Annotated in this window: 15 protein-coding genes and 1 pseudogene; 13 read left to right on the forward strand and 3 right to left on the reverse strand. The window is 72.3% G+C overall.

Annotated features, from left to right (window positions below; genetic code table 11):
- Window positions 1–999: phosphatase PAP2 family protein (locus tag ACWDSL_RS42480; RefSeq protein ID WP_450493678.1), on the reverse strand; the 999-nt coding region annotated here is incomplete at its 3' end.
- A 276-nt stretch (window positions 1,000–1,275) separates the two neighbouring features.
- On the reverse strand, window positions 1,276–2,487 hold the full coding sequence (locus ACWDSL_RS42485) for a mannosyltransferase family protein (protein ID WP_450493680.1): 1,212 nt from the start codon (window positions 2,485–2,487) through the stop codon (window positions 1,276–1,278).
- Window positions 2,488–2,754: 267 nt separating this feature from the next.
- Between ACWDSL_RS42485 and ACWDSL_RS42490 the strand changes: the two genes are divergently transcribed.
- Together ACWDSL_RS42490 and ACWDSL_RS42495 are read left to right on the forward strand one after the other, a co-directional pair.
- A complete protein-coding gene (locus ACWDSL_RS42490) occupies window positions 2,755–4,581 on the forward strand; it encodes an MFS transporter (protein ID WP_450493682.1) in 1,827 nt (608 codons plus the stop codon).
- A 147-nt stretch (window positions 4,582–4,728) separates the two neighbouring features.
- Window positions 4,729–5,925: an acyl-CoA dehydrogenase family protein gene (locus ACWDSL_RS42495; protein WP_450493684.1), complete on the forward strand. Its 1,197-nt coding sequence runs from the start codon at window positions 4,729–4,731 to the stop codon at window positions 5,923–5,925.
- Window positions 5,926–5,949: 24 nt separating this feature from the next.
- On the opposite strand, the gene ACWDSL_RS42500 is transcribed toward ACWDSL_RS42495, so the two are convergent.
- Window positions 5,950–6,381 (reverse strand): cell division protein SepF, encoded by a 432-nt coding sequence (locus ACWDSL_RS42500; protein ID WP_450493686.1) that lies wholly within the window; start codon window positions 6,379–6,381, stop codon window positions 5,950–5,952.
- Between the two features lie 237 nt (window positions 6,382–6,618).
- On the opposite strand from ACWDSL_RS42500, the gene ACWDSL_RS42505 reads away from it, so the two are divergent.
- The 11 genes and pseudogenes from ACWDSL_RS42505 (at window position 6,619) to ACWDSL_RS42555 (ending at window position 19,067) form a co-directional block, all read left to right on the forward strand.
- The gene (locus ACWDSL_RS42505) at window positions 6,619–7,857 is read left to right on the forward strand and encodes a DUF5685 family protein (RefSeq protein ID WP_450493688.1); all 1,239 of its coding nucleotides are present in this window, start codon (window positions 6,619–6,621) and stop codon (window positions 7,855–7,857) included.
- A gap of 438 nt (window positions 7,858–8,295) precedes the next feature.
- Window positions 8,296–10,266, forward strand: coding sequence for an FAD/NAD(P)-binding protein (locus ACWDSL_RS42510; protein ID WP_450493690.1), 1,971 nt, complete (start codon window positions 8,296–8,298; stop codon window positions 10,264–10,266).
- Between the two features lie 33 nt (window positions 10,267–10,299).
- Window positions 10,300–10,596, forward strand: coding sequence for a hypothetical protein (locus ACWDSL_RS42515; RefSeq protein WP_450493692.1), 297 nt, complete (start codon window positions 10,300–10,302; stop codon window positions 10,594–10,596).
- Window positions 10,597–11,602: 1,006 nt separating this feature from the next.
- Window positions 11,603–11,908 (forward strand): annotated as a pseudogene (locus ACWDSL_RS42520) (F420-dependent methylene-tetrahydromethanopterin reductase); the annotation flags it as partial.
- Window positions 11,909–12,169: 261 nt separating this feature from the next.
- On the forward strand, window positions 12,170–13,072 hold the full coding sequence (locus ACWDSL_RS42525) for a S1 family peptidase (protein ID WP_450493693.1): 903 nt from the start codon (window positions 12,170–12,172) through the stop codon (window positions 13,070–13,072).
- A 323-nt stretch (window positions 13,073–13,395) separates the two neighbouring features.
- Complete coding sequence (locus ACWDSL_RS42530; RefSeq protein ID WP_450493695.1) at window positions 13,396–14,382, forward strand: slipin family protein; 987 nt, start codon at window positions 13,396–13,398, stop codon at window positions 14,380–14,382.
- Window positions 14,383–14,561: 179 nt separating this feature from the next.
- Window positions 14,562–14,765, forward strand: a complete 204-nt coding sequence (locus tag ACWDSL_RS42535) for a hypothetical protein (protein WP_450493697.1) — start codon at window positions 14,562–14,564, stop codon at window positions 14,763–14,765.
- Window positions 14,762–15,616, forward strand: a complete 855-nt coding sequence (locus ACWDSL_RS42540; RefSeq protein ID WP_450493699.1) for a hypothetical protein — start codon at window positions 14,762–14,764, stop codon at window positions 15,614–15,616. Before ACWDSL_RS42535 ends, ACWDSL_RS42540 begins: the two co-directional genes overlap by 4 nt.
- A gap of 70 nt (window positions 15,617–15,686) precedes the next feature.
- Window positions 15,687–16,628: a DUF6895 family protein gene (locus tag ACWDSL_RS42545; protein WP_450493701.1), complete on the forward strand. Its 942-nt coding sequence runs from the start codon at window positions 15,687–15,689 to the stop codon at window positions 16,626–16,628.
- Window positions 16,625–17,743 carry a serine hydrolase domain-containing protein gene (locus tag ACWDSL_RS42550; RefSeq protein WP_450493703.1) on the forward strand — a complete coding sequence of 373 codons (1,119 nt, stop codon included), beginning with the start codon at window positions 16,625–16,627 and terminating at the stop codon, window positions 17,741–17,743. The genes ACWDSL_RS42545 and ACWDSL_RS42550 overlap by 4 nt, the downstream gene beginning before the upstream one ends.
- Before the next feature lie 250 nt (window positions 17,744–17,993).
- On the forward strand, window positions 17,994–19,067 hold the full coding sequence (locus ACWDSL_RS42555; protein ID WP_450493705.1) for a S1 family peptidase: 1,074 nt from the start codon (window positions 17,994–17,996) through the stop codon (window positions 19,065–19,067).
- Window positions 19,068–19,112 lie beyond the last annotated feature (45 nt).

The raw sequence follows: 19,112 nt of genomic DNA on the forward strand, positions 1-19,112 counted from the left end.
GCCCAGCGGCGCCGTGGCGCGCGGCACCCGGTCGGCGTGCGGCGGGCGGCGGCTGCCGCCCGGGGCGCCGGCCCGCTCGGTGCGGATCGGATGCGGGCGCAGCGGGTGGTGCGGCCGGGCCTCGGACATATGCGCCGCGACACCGCTCGGCCGGCCGCCGACACCCACCGTCTCGCGGGCCGGGAGCTCGTCGTCGTGCGCCGTACGCGGGGTGGCCAGGGCGGAACCGGCCACCGGCCGCGACAGCGGCCGCGGCGCCGACGCCCGGTCCCGGTACTCGAGCACCTTGCGGTACATGGCCCGCAGCAGCACCTCGGCGCGCGCCATCGCCGGCTCCAGCCACGGCAGCGCCAGCAGCACCAGCACCCCGGCGGCCCAGCCGAGCACCACATCGCTGACCCAGTGAGTGCCGAGGTAGACGGTGGTCATGCCGACGCCGAAGGCGAAGACCGCGGCGATGACCGAGGCGATCCTGCGGGCGTGCGGAGTGGTCGCCAGATAGGCCAGCACACCCCAGGTGACCACCGCGTTCGCGGTGTGACCCGAAGGAAATATATCGCCGTTGCCCCACATCTCATTCGAGCCGACGCTGGTCGCGTAGTGCGGACCGAGCCTGCCGAGGCCGAGCTTGACGGACCCGACGGTGATGTTGAGCAGCAGCAGGGAGGTCCCCAGCACGATCAGCGGACGCAGGGTGCGCTGCTGGTAGCAGCACCAGCCGATCCAGGCGGTCACCGCCACCGCGGTGGGGCCGCGCTGGCCCATGACCACGAAGTAGTCCAGGAAGGTGTGGATCTCCGGCCAGTGCTTGTACGGCCGGAACAGCATGACCTGCCAGTCGAGCCGCACCAGCCACGAGGTGGTGAGCACCCCGATCACCGTCGCCGCGTACACAGCGAGGGTGGACCCGAGCAGCCAGCGGCGTGTTCGGGTCATGCGCGGTCGCGCCAGATCGGTCGGGCGCCCCTTCACCTGAGGGAGCTTGTCATCGGTACGCACTCAATCGACGTTACATTGCGTGACAGGCCGCTTCGGTCGATCACGTCGCTTTGTGATGACGATGTGATGTGGAGTGTGTCTCGTCCGGGGTTTTTGAACTCGCCATTCGGACGGAAATCCCCGGGTGGTTGCGGCTTTTCCGGGAGCCGCGTTCCCGAAGCGGCTCCCCGACTTCTTTATGGAATTCTTACAGGGTCGTTTATCGGCGATTAGCCGGGGCGTTCCTTGGAGTTTCCCCAGCCGTCGCCCGGCCGCCGGGCCGCCCCACCGACCCCCTCACGGCGGGCCCGTCCCGTTCAGCCAGAAGGCCCCGTACACCGCCGAGACGAGCCCCACCGACCCCAGGATCAGCGCGGCCCTGGCCGTACGCAGACGTGCGAGGGCGGCCGCGAGCGGCAGCAGGATCGGGAAGGCGGGGAGCAGCAGCCGCGGCTTGGAGCCGAAGTAGCCCTTCGCGGTCAGCGCGAGGGTCAGCACCACCCCGGCGTACACCAGCAGCGGCAGCGGGTCGCGCCGCCGTACGCACCGGATGAACACCCAGATCAGCAGGGCCACGCCGATCAGCATCGCCAGCCCGGCCGCGAAGCCCGGCCCCGCCAGCAGGTCCCATGTGAAGCGCGCGAAGGCCAGACCGCCGTCGAATCCGTTCCGCCAGCCGCTCTGTACGTCGAGATAGCCGGTGACGCTGCCGGTCCGCGCCCCTACCCACACCACATAGCCCAGCCAGCCGAGCGGTGCGAGGGCCACGCCCAGCAGCATCCGCCGGTGCTCGCGCCGCACGAGGTGCCGTACGAGGTGCCGTACGAGCCGCCACCGCCCGGCGGGCAGCAGCGCCGCGGCCGCCGTGATCCACACCGCCGCGATCACCGCCGCCCCCACCGGCCGGGTCAGCCCGGCCAGCGCCGCCAGTGACCCGGCCCATACCCACCGCCCGGTGAGCAGCGCGTACACCGCCCAGGCGGCCAGCGCGGTGAACAGCGATTCGGAGTACGCCATCGACTGCACGATGCTGACGGGCAGCACCGCCCACAGCACCACCAGCGCCGTGCCCACGCGCCGCCCGCGCAGCCGGTCGCCGATCGCGAAGATCCCCCACGCGGCGAACAGCGATGCGAGCCAGCTCACCGCCAGGCCCGCGGCGGCGGCGTCCAGCGGGGTCAGGGCCGAGATCAGCCGCTCCAGCCAGGGCAGCAGCGGGAAGAAAGCCAGATCGGAGTGGACCGAGCCGTCGGGCAGCCGGAGCGTGTAGCCGTAGCCCTCCTCGGCGATCCGCGAGTACCAGACGGCGTCCCAGCGCCCGGAGAGCAGCGTGTGCCAGCTCTTGCCCGTCGCCGACGACCAGATCGCGAGAACCACGACGCCCAGCAGCCGCGTCCCCGTATATGCCAGGAGCGCCGGAGCGGCCCGGCGCAGCGTGGTGGGAACCGCGCGGCCCGTCCGGTCGTCGTGTTTTCCGGCCGGGGGGTCGGTTCGGGCGAGTCCGGTCACGGATCCGATTATCCAGGCGCCCAGCCATGCGGCCCGGTGGGGACGGGGCACGGGGAAAAACGGGAGGGACAAATGGGGGACACCGGAACGTACGCCTTCGTTCACCCCTGCGACGTGGGTCTCAACATGGGATGGGCCACACGACCCGCGTGACGACTCGCGTACGCTGACCATTCACTCGCCCTCGCCGCCGGGTCGCCGGACGTCCTCAGCCTGCGACGTCCCGCTCCCGAGGGGCCGCGAGCGCACGACAGGGAGGTGCGGTTTATGTCCGGGACGACCACGGCCGGCAATCGACGGACGACGGGCGTCCCCCGGCAGTGGCGCGGCACCGGCGCGGACGGTGCGGCCAACCGCTGGATCGTGCTCCTCGTGCTCTGCGTCAGCCTGCTGCTGGTCGCCGTGGACGGGACCGTGCTGCATGTCGCGGTGCCCGCCGTCACCGAGGACCTGCGGCCGGGCTCCATCGAGCTGCTGTGGATCGTCGACGCGTACCCCCTGGTCTGCGCCTCCCTGCTGATCCTGTTCGGCACGCTCGGCGACCGGGTCGGCCGCCGCCGGGTACTGCTGCTCGGCTACGGCCTCTTCGGCGTGGCCTCGGCCCTCGCCGCCGAGGCAGGCAATCCGAAGGTCCTCATCGTGGCCCGCGCCCTGCTGGGCGTCGGCGGCGCGATGATCATGCCCGCGACGCTGTCGATCCTGCGCCAGGTCTTCCCGGACCGCCGCGAGCGCGCCCTGGCCATCGGCGTCTGGAGCGCGGTGGCCGCCGTGGGCGCGGCCGCCGGGCCGCTGCTCGGCGGCTTTCTGCTGGAGCACTTCTGGTGGGGCTCGGTCTTCCTCATCAACATCCCGCTGATGGCGGTCGCCCTGCCCGTCGGCCGCTGGCTGCTGCCGGAGTCCACCGGCGACCGCGACGGCCCCTGGGACGTGCTGGGCGCGATCATGGCCGCCTGCGGGCTGTTCTGTCTGGTCTTCGGCGTCAAGCGGATGGGCAGCGGCTCGGCTTTGCTGGATCCCCTCACCGCCGCGCCGGTCCTGTTCGGCGTGGTCCTGCTGGTGCTCTTCGTACGCCGGCAGCGCCGTCGCAAGCATCCGCTGGTCGATCTGCGGCTGTTCAACCGGCCGGCGTTCTCCATCTCCGTCGGCTGTATCGTGCTCGCCCTGCTGGCGCTCGTCGGCCTGGAGCTCATAGCCGCCCAGTATCTGCAGCTCGTCCTCGGCCTCACGCCGCTCGAGACGGGCATGCGGCTGCTGCCGCTCACCCTCGCCGCGATGGCCGCCGGGCTCGCCGGGTCCCGGATGCTCCAGCGGCTCGGCCCCCGCACCATGGTCGCCTTCGGCTTCTCGCTCACCGCGGCGGCCGTCCTCTCGCTGGTCGTCATGGGCCAGTCCGACCGGCCCGCGGTCCTGGTCGGCGCCTTCCTCTTCCTCGGCTTCGGCCTGGAGACCACGCTCTTCGGCGCATACGAGTCGATGCTCAACGAGTCGTCGGTCAAGTCCGCGGGCGGCGCGGCCGCGATCGGCGAGACCTCGTACCAACTCGGCGCCGGTATCGGCATCGCCCTCCTGGGCAGCGTCATGAACGCCACCTACGCGCCCGGCGTCTCCCACGCCCCGGGCGTCCCGGAGTCCGCGAGCGGGGCCGCGAGCGCATCGCTCGGCGCGGCCTACAAGGTCTCCGACCGGCTCGGCGGCAAGGAGGGCGAGTCGCTGCGCGCGGTGGCGCGCGAGTCCTTCGTCCACGGTCTGCATGTCACGCTGGTGGTCAGCGCGGGCCTGCTGCTGGTGGGGGCGCTGGCGGCGCTGCGGCTGCCGAAGTCGATGGAGTGCGCGTCCGACGAGGACGGTACGGACGCCGGGCACGTGGCGGACACCGGGTGCGGTGCGGACGCCGGGTGCGGTACGGATGCCGGACGCGGTACGGATGCCGGGCATACGACGAACACCGGCGCCGGGCATGACCTGGAGCCGGCCCCCGCACGCGATGCGGCCCCCGCCCCGGACAAGGCCCGCGTGCCCCGCCCGAACCGCCCCGACCGCGCCGGCCCCGACCGCGCCGACCGTGCGGCGGTCGGCGCGGAGACCTCCGGCTGACGGCGGTTCGCTCAGGCCAGGCGCGGTCTGGACGCCGGGGATTACCCGGCCGTAGCGTCGGATCCGACCGGAACGATCACCCCGGTCACGCCGAAACCGCACCCCAACGCAGCCGAACCGAACCGCACCGGAACCGGAGGCCGAACCATGTCCGAGGGCGCCCCCCACAAGCTGCCGCCGTTCGACCCCGCCGACCCGCTCGGGATCGACGACCTGCTCGCCCCGGACGACCTCGCCGTCCGCACCACCGTCCGCCAGTGGGCCGCCACCCGCGTCCTGCCGGATATCGCCGACTGGTACGAGCGCGGCGAACTGCCCGGCATCCGGGAGCTGGCCCGCGAACTCGGCGGCCTCGGGGCGCTCGGCATGTCGCTGACGGGATACGGCTGCGCGGGCGCGAGCGCCGTCCAGTACGGGCTGGCCTGCCTGGAGCTGGAGGCCGCCGACTCCGGGATCCGCTCCCTGGTGTCCGTGCAGGGCTCGCTGGCCATGTATGCCATCCACCGCTTCGGCTCCGAGGAGCAGAAGCTTACGTGGCTGCCCCCGATGGCCGCCGGCGAGATCATCGGCTGCTTCGGGCTGACCGAGCCCGACCACGGCTCGGACCCGGCCGGGATGCGCACGTACGCCAAGCGGGACGGATCCGACTGGGTGCTCACCGGCCGCAAGATGTGGATCACCAACGGCTCGGTGGCAGGGGTCGCCGTGGTCTGGGCCCGTACGGACGAGGGGATCCGGGGATTCGTCGTGCCGACGGACACCGCCGGCTTCTCGGCCCCCGAGATCCGGCACAAGTGGTCGCTGCGCGCCTCGGTGACCAGCGAGCTGGTGATGGACGAGGTGCGGCTGCCCGCCGACGCCGTGCTGCCGGAGGTCACCGGGTTGCGCGGCCCGCTCAGCTGTCTGAGCCATGCCCGCTACGGAATCGTCTGGGGATCGATGGGCGCGGCCCGGGCGTGTTTCGAGGCGGCGCTGGAGTACGCGGGGTCCCGCGAGCAGTTCGGCCGGCCCATCGGCGGTTTCCAGCTCACCCAGGCCAAGCTCGCCGATATGGCGGTCGAACTGCACAAGGGCGTGCTGCTGGCCCATCACCTGGGAATGCGTATGGACGCCGGAACGCTCCGCCCCGAGCAGGTCAGCTTCGGCAAGCTCAACAATGTGCGGGAGGCGATCGAGATCTGCCGCACGGCCCGGACGATCCTGGGCGCCAACGGGATCTCCTTGGAGTATCCGGTGATGCGGCATGCGACGAATCTGGAATCGGTGCTCACCTATGAGGGCACCGTCGAAATGCACCAACTGGTGCTCGGCAAGGCGCTCACCGGACTGGATGCGTTCCGCTGAGCGCGTTCCGGTGAGCGGCGTTGCCTAGCTCTGGTTGAAGAAGCCGGTGGCGTGGTGTCTGCCGGCGCTGAGGACTTCGTAGTCCGGCGGCGTCAGAAGGAAGACGCGGTTGGCCACGCGGTCGATCGAGCCGCGCAGCCCGAAGATCAGCCCGGCCGCGAAGTCGACGACGCGCTTGGCGTCGGCGGCGTCCATGGTCGTCAGATTGACGATGACCGGCACGCCCTCCCGGAACATCTCGCCGATGCCGCGCGCGTCCCGGAAGCTCTCGGGGGTGACCGTGGCGATACGGGTGCCCTCGTCCCGCGCGGCCTGGTCGGCCACCCGCACCCGCGGGTCGGTCACCCAGGCGTCGCCGGGCTCGGGTCCCTCAGCGTAGTCGTCGTCGTAGTAGCGCTCGTCATCGCTGTCGTCGACGAGGCCAAGCCAAGCACTCGCCTTGCGCACCGATCCCATGGACGCCTCCTTTCACTGCCGCTCTCTGTACTGCACCTGCCCCCTCTATCGTCGTCCATGATGCAGAAGGTGTGCCACGTGGATTGCGGCCGCACAGGGGATTCGTGACGGTACTGGTGCACAACGTATGGCGACTAATCAGAGTTCCTCCTGCTAGCAGGCCCTGACGAGGCGATGGGTAGACTCCGCCGGGCCGGACGGGTGACGCCGGGGACGTATGGGTGAACGGGGAGAAAGTTGTTTGGCATTATCCGCCCTTGTCGGCACCGGCTGTCGGAGAACCTGCGCACCGAGTGGATGGCGCATCTGTGCGGGTTGTGCCTCGCGTTGCGCGGCGCCCGTGGCCAGTTCGCGCGGGTCGCCACCAATTACGACGGCCTGGTCGTCTCGGTGCTCGTGGAGGCCCAGTCGCGGCGTACGGAGGGATGGCGGCGCACCGCCGGACCCTGTCCGCTGCGCGGAATGCGGAGCGCGTCGGTCGCCCAGGGCGAGGGCGCGCGGCTGGCGGCCACCGTCTCCCTGGTGCTGGCCTCGGCGAAGATACGCGACCATGTGGCCGACGGGGACGGGGCGTTGGCGCGTCGGCCGGTCGCCGTGGCCGCCCGTCGGGTCGCCGCCGGATGGGACCGGGCGGGCGCCCGCAGCGGTGCGGAGCTCGGCTTCGACACGGCCGTGCTGCTGGACGCGGTCGGCCGTCAGGAGGGGATAGAGCGGGCGGCGGGCCTCGGCACCCCGCTGCTGGTCGTCACCGAGCCGACCGAGACCGCGACCGCCGCGGCCTTCGGACACACCGCCGTACTGGCCGAGCGGCCCGGCAACCGGGCGCCGCTGGAGGAGGCGGGGCGGCTGTTCGGCCGGCTCGCGCATCTGCTGGACGCGGTGGAGGACCTGGCCGAGGACGCCGCGGCCGGAGCCTGGAACCCGATCACGGCCACCGGTACGGACCTGGCCGAGGTGCGCAGGCTGTGCGACGACGCGGTGCACGGGGTGCGTCTCGCGCTGCGCGAGGCGGAGTTCGAGAACGGCAAGCTCGCCCATGTGCTGCTGGCGCATGAGCTGCGGCGCGCGGTGGACCGGGCGTTCGGCACCACGTCCTGCTCGCACGGGCCATCTGCCGCGCATGCCCCGGACGCCCCACACGCCCCACACGCCGCGCAGGGTGCGCCGCCGCCGCAGTCGCCCTGGATCAACAACCCGTACGGGCCAGGACCGGGCGGCCCCGGGGGCTTTCCGCCCGAGCCGCCGAACCGCAGGCGGCGCGGGCTGATAGCCGGTTGCGCGGTGTGGGCCGGGCTCTTCTGCACCTGCCAGGTGTGCTGCAAGGACCCGTACGACGACCCGTGGACCGGGGAGCCGCGCGAGGGCTGGTGCCATAAGTGCGATGACTGCAGCGACTGCTGTGACTGCTGTGACTGTTGTAGTAACTGCTGCAGCTGCGACTGCTGTGATGGCTGTGACTGCGGCTGCGATTGCTAGCCAGGGGACGCGAGGGGAGGGGGAAGCGCTGAAGCGTGGGTGAAGGCGCGCGTACTGGGTGAACTGGGGGAATGGGTAAGGCGGGCGCCGAACCCGGACAGCGGGCGGCGGTCAGCCGGAGCAGATGAGAAAGCCTCGGAACGCCTGGGCGGCGGAGGCGGCGGTCAGCCCGTACAGGAACCCGAACAGGACGCGGACCACACCCGACCGAAGTCGATGTGTCCGCGCGTGATCAGTCGCTGACGTGGCTGCATGGCCCAAGTGGAACAGTCTTGCGGTTCCGCGTCAACCAGCCATGAGACGCGCCGCCCACAGTTCGGACAACCTTGACAACGGGTCGTGGGGACGGCTTAGCCTCGGCAACAGGCCGTGCTGAGGGGCGCGGCCGGGTGTGAAGGCCACTGGCGTGTTCGGTGACGAACCGACGGAGCCTTCCGCATGTCCGTGCGACCGGACCTTCCCTCCCGACCCCCCGCCCTTGTGATCGTCGGCGCGGGCCCCCGCGGCACCGGCCTCGTGGAGCGCATCGCCGCCAACGCCCCCGAGCTGTACGGCGAGGCCACCCCTCTCGAGCTGCACCTGATCGATCCGCACCCGCCCGGCGGCGGCCGGATCTGGCGCCCGGACCAGTCCCCGCTGCTGTGGATGAACTCCATGGCCGAGGACGTCACCGTGTTCTCGGACGAGACCGTCGAGCAGGACGGCCCGGTCCGCCCCGGGCCCTCCCTCGCCGAGTGGGCGGAGCGCGCCCGCGCCGGGGCGCTCCCCGACGGCACCGCGCCCGAGTTTCCCCCCGAGCTCTCGCCCGAACTCGCTGCTGAGGCCACTGCGCTGACCGGCCGTGGCTTCGCCAGCAGACGGCTGCAGAGCGCGTATCTGGCCTGGGCGCACCAGCGCGCGGTGACCGCCCTGCCGCCCGCCGTCACGGTCCACCGGCACCGCTGCCGCGCCGTACGGATCACCGGCCCGCGCGACGGGGCGCAGCAGGTGTGGCTGGAGGGCCGGGCCACCCCGCTGGCCGCCGACGCAGTCGTGCTCGCCCTCGGCCACCTCGACGCCGAACCCGACCAGGAGCAGCGGGCGCTGGCCGCCTTCGCCGCCGAACACGGACTCGTGCACCTGCCGCCGGAGTTCACCGCCGACAGCGATCTGAGCCGGTTGCGCCCCGGCGAGCCGGTGATCGTGCGCGGCTTCGGGCTCGCCTTCGTCGACCTGATGGTCCTGCTCACCGAGGGGCGCGGCGGACGCTACGACGAGGGGGGCGACGGCGACGGGGAGCTGACGTACCGGCCCTCCGGCCGTGAGCCGGTGCTCCACGTCGGCTCGCGGCGCGGCGTCCCGTACCGCGCCAAGATCGGCTACGGCTGGCGGGGCGAACGCCCGCCGCTGCCCCGGTTCTTCGGACCGGCCCAGGTCGAGGAGTTGCTGCGGCGCCCCGGCCGGCCCGACTACCGCCGCGACATCTGGCCGCTGATCGCCAAGGAACTCGGCTTCGCCCACTACCACCGGCTGTTCACGGCCCATGCCGACCGTACGGCCATGCCCTGGCCCGACTTCGAGAAGCGATACGCCGCCTGCCCGCCCGGCGGCCCCGAACTGCGCGCCCTGGTCGCGGCCGCCGTCCCCGACCCGGCGGACCGGCTCGACCTCGACGCCCTCGACCGGCCCCTGGCCGGGCGGCGGTTCGCGAGCCACGAGGACCTGCAGCAGGGCCTGCGCGCGCATATCGAGGCCGACCTCGCGCGCCGCCACGACCCCGGCAACAGCCCCGATCTCGCGGTCTTCCTCGCCCTGCTGTCCGTATACGGCCAGCTGATGCGGCTCGGCGACATCGGCGGCCAATGGCACGGCTTCTTCAGTTACCTCGCCTCCGGCCCGCCCGGCCCCCGGCTGCGCCAACTGCTCGCGCTCTCCCGCGCCGGCGTGGTGCGCTTCCTCGGCCCTGAGCTGCGGGTGGTCGCCGATCCACTGCGCAAGGTCTTCCGGGCGAGCGGCGCCGGGGTGGTGGGCCCGGCGGTGGAGGCCCGTGCGCTGGTCGAGGCCCGGCTGCCCGAGCCGACCGTGGCGCACACCCGCGACGCGCTGCTGCGTTCGCTGCACCGGGACGGCGCCGCCACCACCCCCGCCGGGCTGCTCGCCGTCAGCCCCGACGACGGCCGGATCCTGGACCGGGCCGGCCGCCCCCACCCGCGCCGCTTCGCGCTCGGCCCGCACACCGACGCCCGCGGCTCCGGGGGGTTCGCCCGGCCCCGTACGAACGCGCCCGTCTTCCGCCAGAACGACGCGACGGCGCGCGCCCTGCTGTCGCTGCTCCGTTCCATGTCCCCGCAGGCCCCGCAGGCCCCGCAGGCCCCGCAGGCTCCAGGCGCCCCGCACGCCTCGCTCACGGTCCGAGCCCAGGCCTGCTGAACCGTCGACCCCTCACCAGGAAGGCCCCTGACCATGGCCGAATCCCAGCCGCCTGCCGGGGCGCACCCCCGCGGGGCACGCCCCGCGCCCCGACCCCGTCTGCTCCACCTGGCCGCCGCCGTCGACGGCACCGGGCAGTACCAGGCGCCGTACTTCGTCGAGCTCGCGCGCCTCGCCGAACGCGGCATGCTCGACTTCATCACCCTGGACGACTCCCTGGGCCCGCCGGGGGAGGGGCAGGGCAGGCTCGACGCGCTCGCGGTGCTCTCGCGGGTGGCGCCCGACACCGGGCGGATTGGCCTGGTGCCTACCGTCCCGAAGTCGACGTAGTGCAGCTTGTCGCGGTCGATGAAGCGCCCCGTGGACACGTCGCGGATCTCGTCGTCGTCCTCTTGGGGCGGCCGACGCGATCCGCGATGAGCTGCGGCGGCGTGCGGTGGCCGACGGCCGCGACGAGGACGCGCTCAGCGTGCTCGCCGCCGTCGCGGCCGACCTGTCCGACGGTGAACCGGCCTCCGAACTCCCGCCGCCTAGCGGCCCGCTGGCGGCGAGGAGGACGGGCCCCGCTGTACCCCGGGGACCGGTCGATCTCGCGGAACCGATCGCATGCTGACACCAGGCGGGGATTGTGGACGGCTTCCACATCACCCCGTCGTACCGCGTCGCGACCGGGAGCGGTTCGTCTACGGCACCGCAGTCTTGCTGCAGCACTTCTGACTCTTCCGCACCTTCTACCGTTCCTGAGCGGTGAGCGGGAGTGGGCCCGCGCACTGGCACGCCCCGAACGGTTTTGGGCGCACTGGTCCCCGGCGTACTCGACCCCGGGGTGGCGACACGGATCCTGTCCGTGGTCCGAGCCCGGGAGGCCGGTTCCCTGGTGCGACCTGGCCTGTGGGCTTGGCCAGAGGCGACGAGGAGGCCCTGAACCATCACTCCGGTGGAGCAGGGGCCCCGCACGCTGGCACCGAACCCGGCGTCCCAGATCGCAAGTTCACGCTACCCCGCCCCGCAGGGAACACCGCAACCCCGGAAGCAGACCATCACACGATCGAGCTAAAACACCTTACGCACACCCTTCGGCCAGCAGCCGCCTACCCCAGCACCACACTCCGCGACCCTTTGGGCCCGGCCCGCCCGACCAACCGGTACGCACTGGCCAGGAAGGCTTCCCGATGACACTGAGCGGCGAGACGACCAGGGCGACGCACCTGGCCGCGCACTTCCCCGGCGTCAACAACACCACGTTCTGGCAAGATCCGCGGTCCGGGAACCAGATCGAGTTCTCCTCCTTCGAACACCTCGCGCGCACCGCCGAGCGCGGCCTGTTCGACTTCTTCTGTCGGAGGAGAAGGGGCTGTCCATCCGGCAGACCGTCATCGAGGCGACCGGACGGCAGTCCTTCATCGGCACACCGGAGGCGGTCGCCGAGGAGATGGCCGCTTTCGTACGGGCCGGGGCCGCCGACGGCTTCATCCTCGTACCTCATCTGACCCCCGGCGGGCTCGACGAGTTCGTCGACCGGGTGGTGCCGCTGCTCCAGGAGCGCGGTGCGTTCCGGACCCGGTACGAGGGGAGAACGCTGCGCGAACATCTCGGTCTTTCACGCCCCGGGGCGAAGTCGTCTGCAGCGGGCGGAACCTGATCCCCCGCCGACTCGTCCAACCAGGTACCCGAGGGATGGGTGCACAGCCCCGGTGGCCGGAAGCCGCCGGGGCCATGCGACTTGTGCCGACGACTTTTTTAATTGACCTCTTGCGCACCTTGGTTGACTCCACGAATACTTCCGGGAGCGCTTGTCAGGAGCACGTCGGAAACGACCGCGGCGTTCCCGTTCGTGTGCTCATTGACTGCGCCTCACGGGCCTGCCCACCCAAGCGGACCCCCGATTCCCTCGGAGGAAGAGTTGAGGATCAAGCGCAACGCCCCCCACAGCAAGCACGCGAGACGTCTCGCCCTGGTGGCCGCCACCTCGGCCGTGGTGGCCGGGACGGCGCTCGCCGCCCCCGCCTACGCCGGAAACGACGCGACTCCCAAGACCACCGCGGCCGAGGCCAAGGCGGCCGGCGGCGCCGTGCTCGAGGCCGATGTCGCGGGCACCGCCTGGTATGTCGACAAGGCGACCAACACCCTTGTGGTCACCGCCGACAGCACCGTCTCGCAGGCCGAGATCTCCAAGATCAAGAGCACCGCCGGCGCGAACGCCGACGCGATCGAGATCAAGCGCACCCCGGGCAAGATAAACAAACTGATCTCCGGCGGCGACGCTATCTACGCGGATAGCTGGCGCTGCTCCCTCGGCTTCAACGTGCGCAACAGCAGTGGCGCCAACTACTTCGTCACCGCCGGTCACTGCACCGACGGCGCGGGCACCTGGTGGAGCAACTCCGGCCACTCCACGACCATCGGCCCCACCGCCGGCTCCAGCTTCCCGACCAACGACTACGGTCTGGTCCGGTACAGCGGCTCGGTGACCCCCGCCGGCACCGTCGGCAGCCAGGACATCACCAGCGCCGCCAACCCCACCGTCGGCCAGACGGTCACCCGCCGCGGCTCCACCACCGGCATCCACAGCGGCCGGGTCACCGCGCTGAACGCCACGGTGAACTACGGCGGCGGTGACATCGTCTACGGCATGATCCAGACCACCGTCTGCGCCGAGCCCGGCGACAGCGGCGGCCCGCTGTACGCCGGCACCACCGCCCTCGGCCTCACCTCCGGCGGCAGCGGCAACTGCACCTCCGGCGGTACGACCTTCTTCCAGCCGGTCGTCGAGGCGCTGAACGCGTACGGCGTGAGCGTCTACTGATCCGCCGATCGACTGCTGATCCGCTGATCCGCCGCTGATCTGTTGATCGACCGCTGATCCGCTGATCCACTGCTGATCGACCGCTGATCTGCTGATCCACCCGATCCACGGCCGGTACGGATCCCCACGGCCGTACCGACCCACGGCCGGCTGCCCGGCCGAGCCCCGTGACCCCCGCCCGGTCCTCCGGGCGGGGGTTCCTGCCGTTCCGGGGCGATTTCGGTTGCCGACGCATCCCTCCCCGGCCCGTCGGGGCGGGGCTATCGTTGACAACAACGCCCCAAATGGGGCATCGCTCGCGATACGGCAGGCAGGTGGCCGTGATGGTCCAGGAGCTTGTGACAGCAGGCGCGATCGTGGTCTCGTGTGGGGCTGTCTACGCGATGGCGGCGGCGCGCGTGATCAAGCAGTACGAGCGGGGCGTGGTCCTCCGGCTCGGCCGGCTGCGGTCGGCGGTCCGTCCCCCCGGGTTCACGATGATCGTTCCGGGCTTCGATCGGCTCCGCAAGGTGAACATGCAGATCGTGACCATGCCCGTGCCCGCTCAGGAGGGCATCACCCGGGACAATGTGACCGTGCGGGTCGACGCGGTCGTCTACTTCAAGGTCGTGGACCCGACGGACGCGATCATCCAGGTCGAGGACTACCGCTTCGCGGTCTCCCAGATGGCCCAGACCTCGTTGCGCTCGATCATCGGCAAGAGCGACCTGGACGATCTGCTGTCCAACCGCGAGAAGCTGAACCAGGGCCTGGAGCTCATGATCGACAGCCCGGCCGTGGGGTGGGGCGTGCATATCGACCGGGTGGAGATCAAGGACGTCTCGCTGCCGGAGACCATGAAGCGCTCGATGGCCCGCCAGGCCGAGGCCGACCGGGAGCGGCGGGCCCGCGTCATCAACGCGGACGCGGAGCTGCAGGCCTCGAAGAAGCTGGCGCAGGCGGCCGAGCAGATGGCCGAGACGCCGTCCGCGCTGCAGCTGCGGCTGCTGCAGACCGTGATGGCGGTGGCCGCCGAGAAGAACTCCACGCTGGTGCTGCCCATCCCCGTGGAGCTGCTGCGCTTCCTCGAGAGGGGCCAGGAGGCGCCCCCATCCGACGGCACCCGGGCCGCCCCGGAGCCCCGGCCCGCGGATCGGCCGACGGATCGGCCGACGGATCGGCCGGTGGAGCGGCCCGCGGATCGGCCGGCCGCCGCGGCATCCGCCGGTATGCCCGAACTGGTCGAGCCGGCCGAGACCCGTGCCGAGCCCCGTCCGCGCCGTGAAGTGCGGACGGAGACGAGCCCCGAGACCGTGACCCGCCGGAGCTGATCCGCGCACCAGCGGCACAACAGAGCCGGCGGTCCGCATCGACGGACCGCCGGTTCTGCTGTGCGCCGTTATGACTAACAATTTCCCCTTTTGGGCTGGCGGGTCGTGCTTGTGGCTCTTGCGCAGGATTTGATAGGGAAGCATCCACGTAATGTTGGCGCTCTTCACCAGGAGTGACGATGCTGGTCGAAAGACAACGGCAAGACGGCCTGACCCTGCACGCGGAGTCGCTGGAGGGGCTGATGGCACGGCCTGAGGCGCCGGTGAGCGGCGCTCCGCTGCACACCCCGGCCATGACATCCCTGGTCATGATGGTGCTTTCGGCGAAGGAGCCGAAGGAGCCGAAGGAGCCGAGGGCCCCGAAGGAGCCTCGGCGCCGGTGATCACCGAGCGGTCACGCGCTGCTGTCAGCGCATCGGCCGAGCTCTTGGCGCGCTGTGCCCTCGATGCCCTGCGGGGCGCCGGGGGCACGGCTGTCGTGGCGGCGCATCTCCGGGCGGCGGATTCTCAGGCGGCGCATCGCGAGCCGTCCGTAGCAGGCGACGTAGCAGGTGACGGAGGCGGCGACGGAGGCGGCGCGACGGCGACATCGAGCGCGGCGGTCGCGGTGGGCGCCGTACGCGTTCTGGGGGCCGATGCGCTGGCCCCGTATGTGCTGACCGGCCGGGCCCTGCTGCCGGAGGAGTCGGCCGCCGTACGCGGCAGCCTTTCGGCGCTGCCTCCCGTACGGCGCCCGCCCGCCGCGCCACCAGGCGGGCGGGAGCGGCCGTGGCTCCGGGCCTGGATCGACTGGGGGCTGGTGGCCGTGGCGGCCCGGCTCGATCCCGACCCGTGGTGTGCCCCGGCACCGGTGCCGCAGGGGCCGGCGCCGTGTGACGACAGCGCGCCCCGCCACCGCTCGGCCGATGGCGGTGAGGGCTGGGTGCCCTGGTCGCTGCGGATGGGGCAGTTGGCGTCGCTGGCGCTGCCCGGTCTGGACGGGCCGGTGCACCAGGCCGCGCGCTCCGGCGTCCTGGCCCTGTCCCGCGGCGCCACCCGCGCGCTGCTGCGACGGGACTTCGCCACCGCGGCGCGTATCACCCGCTGGCTGGCCTGGCTGGCCGCCGACGGAGTCGCGCTCCCGCTGGATGTGGCCCTGCTGGCCGAGGACATCGCGCTGCGCGGCGGCGACGACCGCTGTCTGCTGGACGCGGCGATCGCCCGCCGGCTGCTCGGCGCGGAGGTGGCGCAGTGACGGAGGAGCGAGCAGCGACGAGGGAAGCCCGCGCGTTGGAGCGCGCCAAGACTGAGCGGGAGGGAGGGGCATGAGCACGGCCTTGGCCGGGGTCGCCCATGACATCCGTTCCCGCGCCCTGGGCTGGCTGCACACCCACCGCCAACTGGGCGCGCTGGACGGCGGGGACATCACCGGGAACACGGACGGCTACAAGGCACTCGCGGAGACCGGGCTGGCCGCCTCCCTCGTCCTGCGCGACGGCACCGCCGGCAGCCGCGAGGCCACCCTCGCCCGCGAACTGCTGGACTTCAGCTGGGCCCAGTTGAAGGAGGGCGCTCTGCTGTACGAGCGGCTGCTGCGCCACCCCCTGGCCACCGACACCATCGAGGGATACGCCCACTTCGCCCGGGCCGGCTACCGCCACCCCGGCCTGGAGCGGCTGATCCCCCACCACGCCGCGCTGGGCGCCGCCCATGTCGTCGAGCATGTGCCCAACCGCCGGCTCGCCGTCGCCAACGCCCTGCGCATCACCGGCCACGACCGCGGCGCGGGGGCGCCCGACTGGGAGACGTCGGCCCGGGCCACCTGGCTCGGCGGCACCCCGGCGCCCTGGTGCATCGACTGGATGACCGGGTACCACGTCACCCACACCGTCTTCCACCTCACCGACTGGGGCCGGTGGCCGGGCGGGCTGCCCGGCGATATGGCCGCCTACCTCACCCGCTGGCTTCCGGTGTGGACGGACATCTGGACCGAGACCTGCCAGTGGGACCTGGTCGGCGAGTTGCTGCTCGTCGGCAGCTGTCTCCCCGAGCCGTACGCCGAGCCGGACGACTGGCGGCGGCTGGCGGAACTCCAGCGCGCCGACGGCCTGATGCCCCGCGACGACCAGCCTGTCGACGACGACACCGTCACCCGCTTCCACGACCACCAGCACACCACCACCGTGGCCGCCATCGCCGCCTCCGTGGCCCTGGCCCGCGCCCTGGACACCCCCGCAACCAGCGCACCTGACAGCCCCACACCATGACCACCCACACCCCCACCGGCGCCCTCTCGGACGGCCCGGCAGACGGCGCGGACCACCTGCTCGCCCCCGCCGTGGTGCGCCGGGCCACCCGCATGCTGCTGTCCGCGGCGCCCGGGGCCAGCGCGATCGCGGTCGGGCTGCACCACGAAGGCCGCCGCGCCCTGGTGGTACGCGGCCATATCGCCCACCACAGCCATGTGCCGGCCGACGCGGACACCCGCTTCGAGGCCGGATCCCTCACCAAGACGTTCACCGCCCTGCTGCTGGCCGAACAGGCGGCCCGCGGCGACCTGGGCCACCACGACCCCCTCGTCCGTCATCTCCCCGCCGCCACCCGCCTGCCCGCGGGCGGCACCGCCATCACCCTGACCCATCTCGCCACCCACACCTCCGGACTGCCGCGCCTCCCACCCGGACTGCTCCGCTCGGCGGCCCCACTCCTCTTCACCAACCCCTACGCCGCCTTCACCCCCGACGACGTGCTGCGGGCGCTGGCCCGCACCAGGCTGCGGGCCGCCCCCGGCACCCGTGTGCGCTACTCCAACTTCGGCCTCGGCCTGCTGGGCCACGCCCTGACCGGTGCGGCCGACGGCACCCCGTACCCCACGCTCCTCGACGCCCGCGTGCTGCGGCCGCTCGGGCTGCGGGACACCGGCTGCGCCACCTCGGCGGCCGAAGGGGGCGCGCAGGCCACCGGCTACTGGTACGGCCGGGTCCGGCCCGCTTTCCGTATCCCCGGCCTGCCCGCCGCCGGAGCCCTCCGCACCAGCGCGCGTGATCTGCTCGCCCTCGTCGAGGCCATCCTCGACCCCGCGCCGGCCCCCGCCCCGGGCGCGCTGCGGACCGCTCTGCGCGATGTCACCCGCCCCCGGGTCCGGCTGCCGAACGGCCGCGGCCTGTCCCTGGTGTGGAACATCCGCCGACGCCCCGACGGCTCCGACCTGTACCACCACTCGGGCGCCACCCGCGGATTCACGGCCTTCGCCGGCTTCAACCCGCGCCATGCAACGGCCCTGGTAGCCCTGGCCAACGCCGCCCCCGGCCCCGGCAACGCCCTTGTCCAAGAGGCGTACGACGCCCTCATCGGTCTGCAGGGGTACGGCCCTCGGCGGTAGCGCTGCGCCGAACTGTCGTACGCCCGTACGCCCGTACGCCCGTACAGCCGTGCCCGGCGCGGCGGGGCGCATTTTCGTGATCTTCCGTGCGACGTGTACGCGACCTTGTACGCGCCCCGCGCACCCCGGAATACTCGGCGGCGCAATTTGGCATGGACGCGCCGCCTGCTGGGCAGGTGCGCCTGTGCCAAGAGCCCTCCGGGTCCGACGTACCTCATCGCCGGGCCCAACCCCCCACAGGAGGCTTGAGTTGAAGCACCGACGCATATCCCGGCGACGTATGGCCGTCACCGGCGCCGCCGCCGTGGCCCTGGCCGCAGGGGCCATCTCCCTGCAGACCGCCAACGCCGCCCCCACCCCGCCGCCGCCCCCCTCCCTCTCGGCCGCCGAGGCCGGGCAGACGGCGGCCGCCCTGATCGCCGACCTCAAGGACGGCGCGGCCGGGGCATACTACGACGCCGAGGCCAAGAAGCTGGTGGTCAACGTCCTGGACCAGGCAGCCGCCGACCAGGTGCGCGAGGCCGGGGCCGAGGCCAGGGTGGTCAAGTACTCGCTGGCGCAGCTCGGCGCGGCGCGTACGGTACTGAAGGACAAGGCGACCATCCCCGGCACCTCGTGGTCGGTCGACCCGAGGACCGACAAGGTCGTCGTCACGGCCGACAGCACGGTCCAGGGAACCCGGCTCGACCGGCTGAACAAGGTGGCCGACGGGCTCGGCGACAAGGTCGAGGTGCGCCGTTCGGCCGGGATGTTCCGTACCTTCATCGCGGGCGGCGACGCCATCTGGGGCCAGGGCGGGCGCTGCTCGCTGGGCTTCAACGTCGTCAAGGGCGGCGAGCCGTACTTCCTGACCGCCGGTCACTGCACCGAGGCGATCAGCGGCTGGTCCGAGTCCCAGGGCGGCCCGGAGATCGGCAAGAACGCGGGCAGCAGCTTCCCCGGCAACGACTACGGGCTGGTCAAGTACACCGGCGACACCGCGCACCCGAGCGAGGTGGACCTCTACGGCGGCACGCAGTCCATCACCAAGGCCGGCGATGCGACGGTCGGCCAGAAGGTGCGGCGCAGCGGCAGCACGACCAAGGTGCACGACGGCGAGGTCACCGGCCTCAACGCGACCGTCAACTACCAGGAGGGCACGGTCGAGGGGCTGATCCAGACCACCGTGTGCGCCGAGCCCGGCGACAGCGGCGGCTCGCTCTTCGCGGACGACACCGCGCTGGGGCTGACCTCGGGCGGCAGCGGCGACTGCTCCTCGGGCGGTGAAACCTTCTTCCAGCCGGTGCCTGAGGCACTTCAGGCGTACGGCGCCGAGATCGGCTGAGAGGTGACCGGTTGACGCGCTGACCGGCAGGGCCTTCGAGCCCTG

This window comes from Streptomyces sp. NPDC000941 (assembly GCF_053599555.1).

Coding starts and splice junctions, on each gene's coding strand:
- ACWDSL_RS42490 (WP_450493682.1), top strand. CDS start 2,755: ATGTCCGGGACGACCACGGCCGGCAATCGACGGACGACGGGCGTCCCC.
- ACWDSL_RS42495 (WP_450493684.1), top strand. CDS start 4,729: ATGTCCGAGGGCGCCCCCCACAAGCTGCCGCCGTTCGACCCCGCCGAC.
- ACWDSL_RS42500 (WP_450493686.1), bottom strand. CDS start 6,381: ATGGGATCGGTGCGCAAGGCGAGTGCTTGGCTTGGCCTCGTCGACGAC.
- ACWDSL_RS42510 (WP_450493690.1), top strand. CDS start 8,296: ATGTCCGTGCGACCGGACCTTCCCTCCCGACCCCCCGCCCTTGTGATC.
- ACWDSL_RS42515 (WP_450493692.1), top strand. CDS start 10,300: ATGGCCGAATCCCAGCCGCCTGCCGGGGCGCACCCCCGCGGGGCACGC.
- ACWDSL_RS42530 (WP_450493695.1), top strand. CDS start 13,396: ATGGTCCAGGAGCTTGTGACAGCAGGCGCGATCGTGGTCTCGTGTGGG.
- ACWDSL_RS42535 (WP_450493697.1), top strand. CDS start 14,562: ATGCTGGTCGAAAGACAACGGCAAGACGGCCTGACCCTGCACGCGGAG.
- ACWDSL_RS42545 (WP_450493701.1), top strand. CDS start 15,687: ATGAGCACGGCCTTGGCCGGGGTCGCCCATGACATCCGTTCCCGCGCC.
- ACWDSL_RS42550 (WP_450493703.1), top strand. CDS start 16,625: ATGACCACCCACACCCCCACCGGCGCCCTCTCGGACGGCCCGGCAGAC.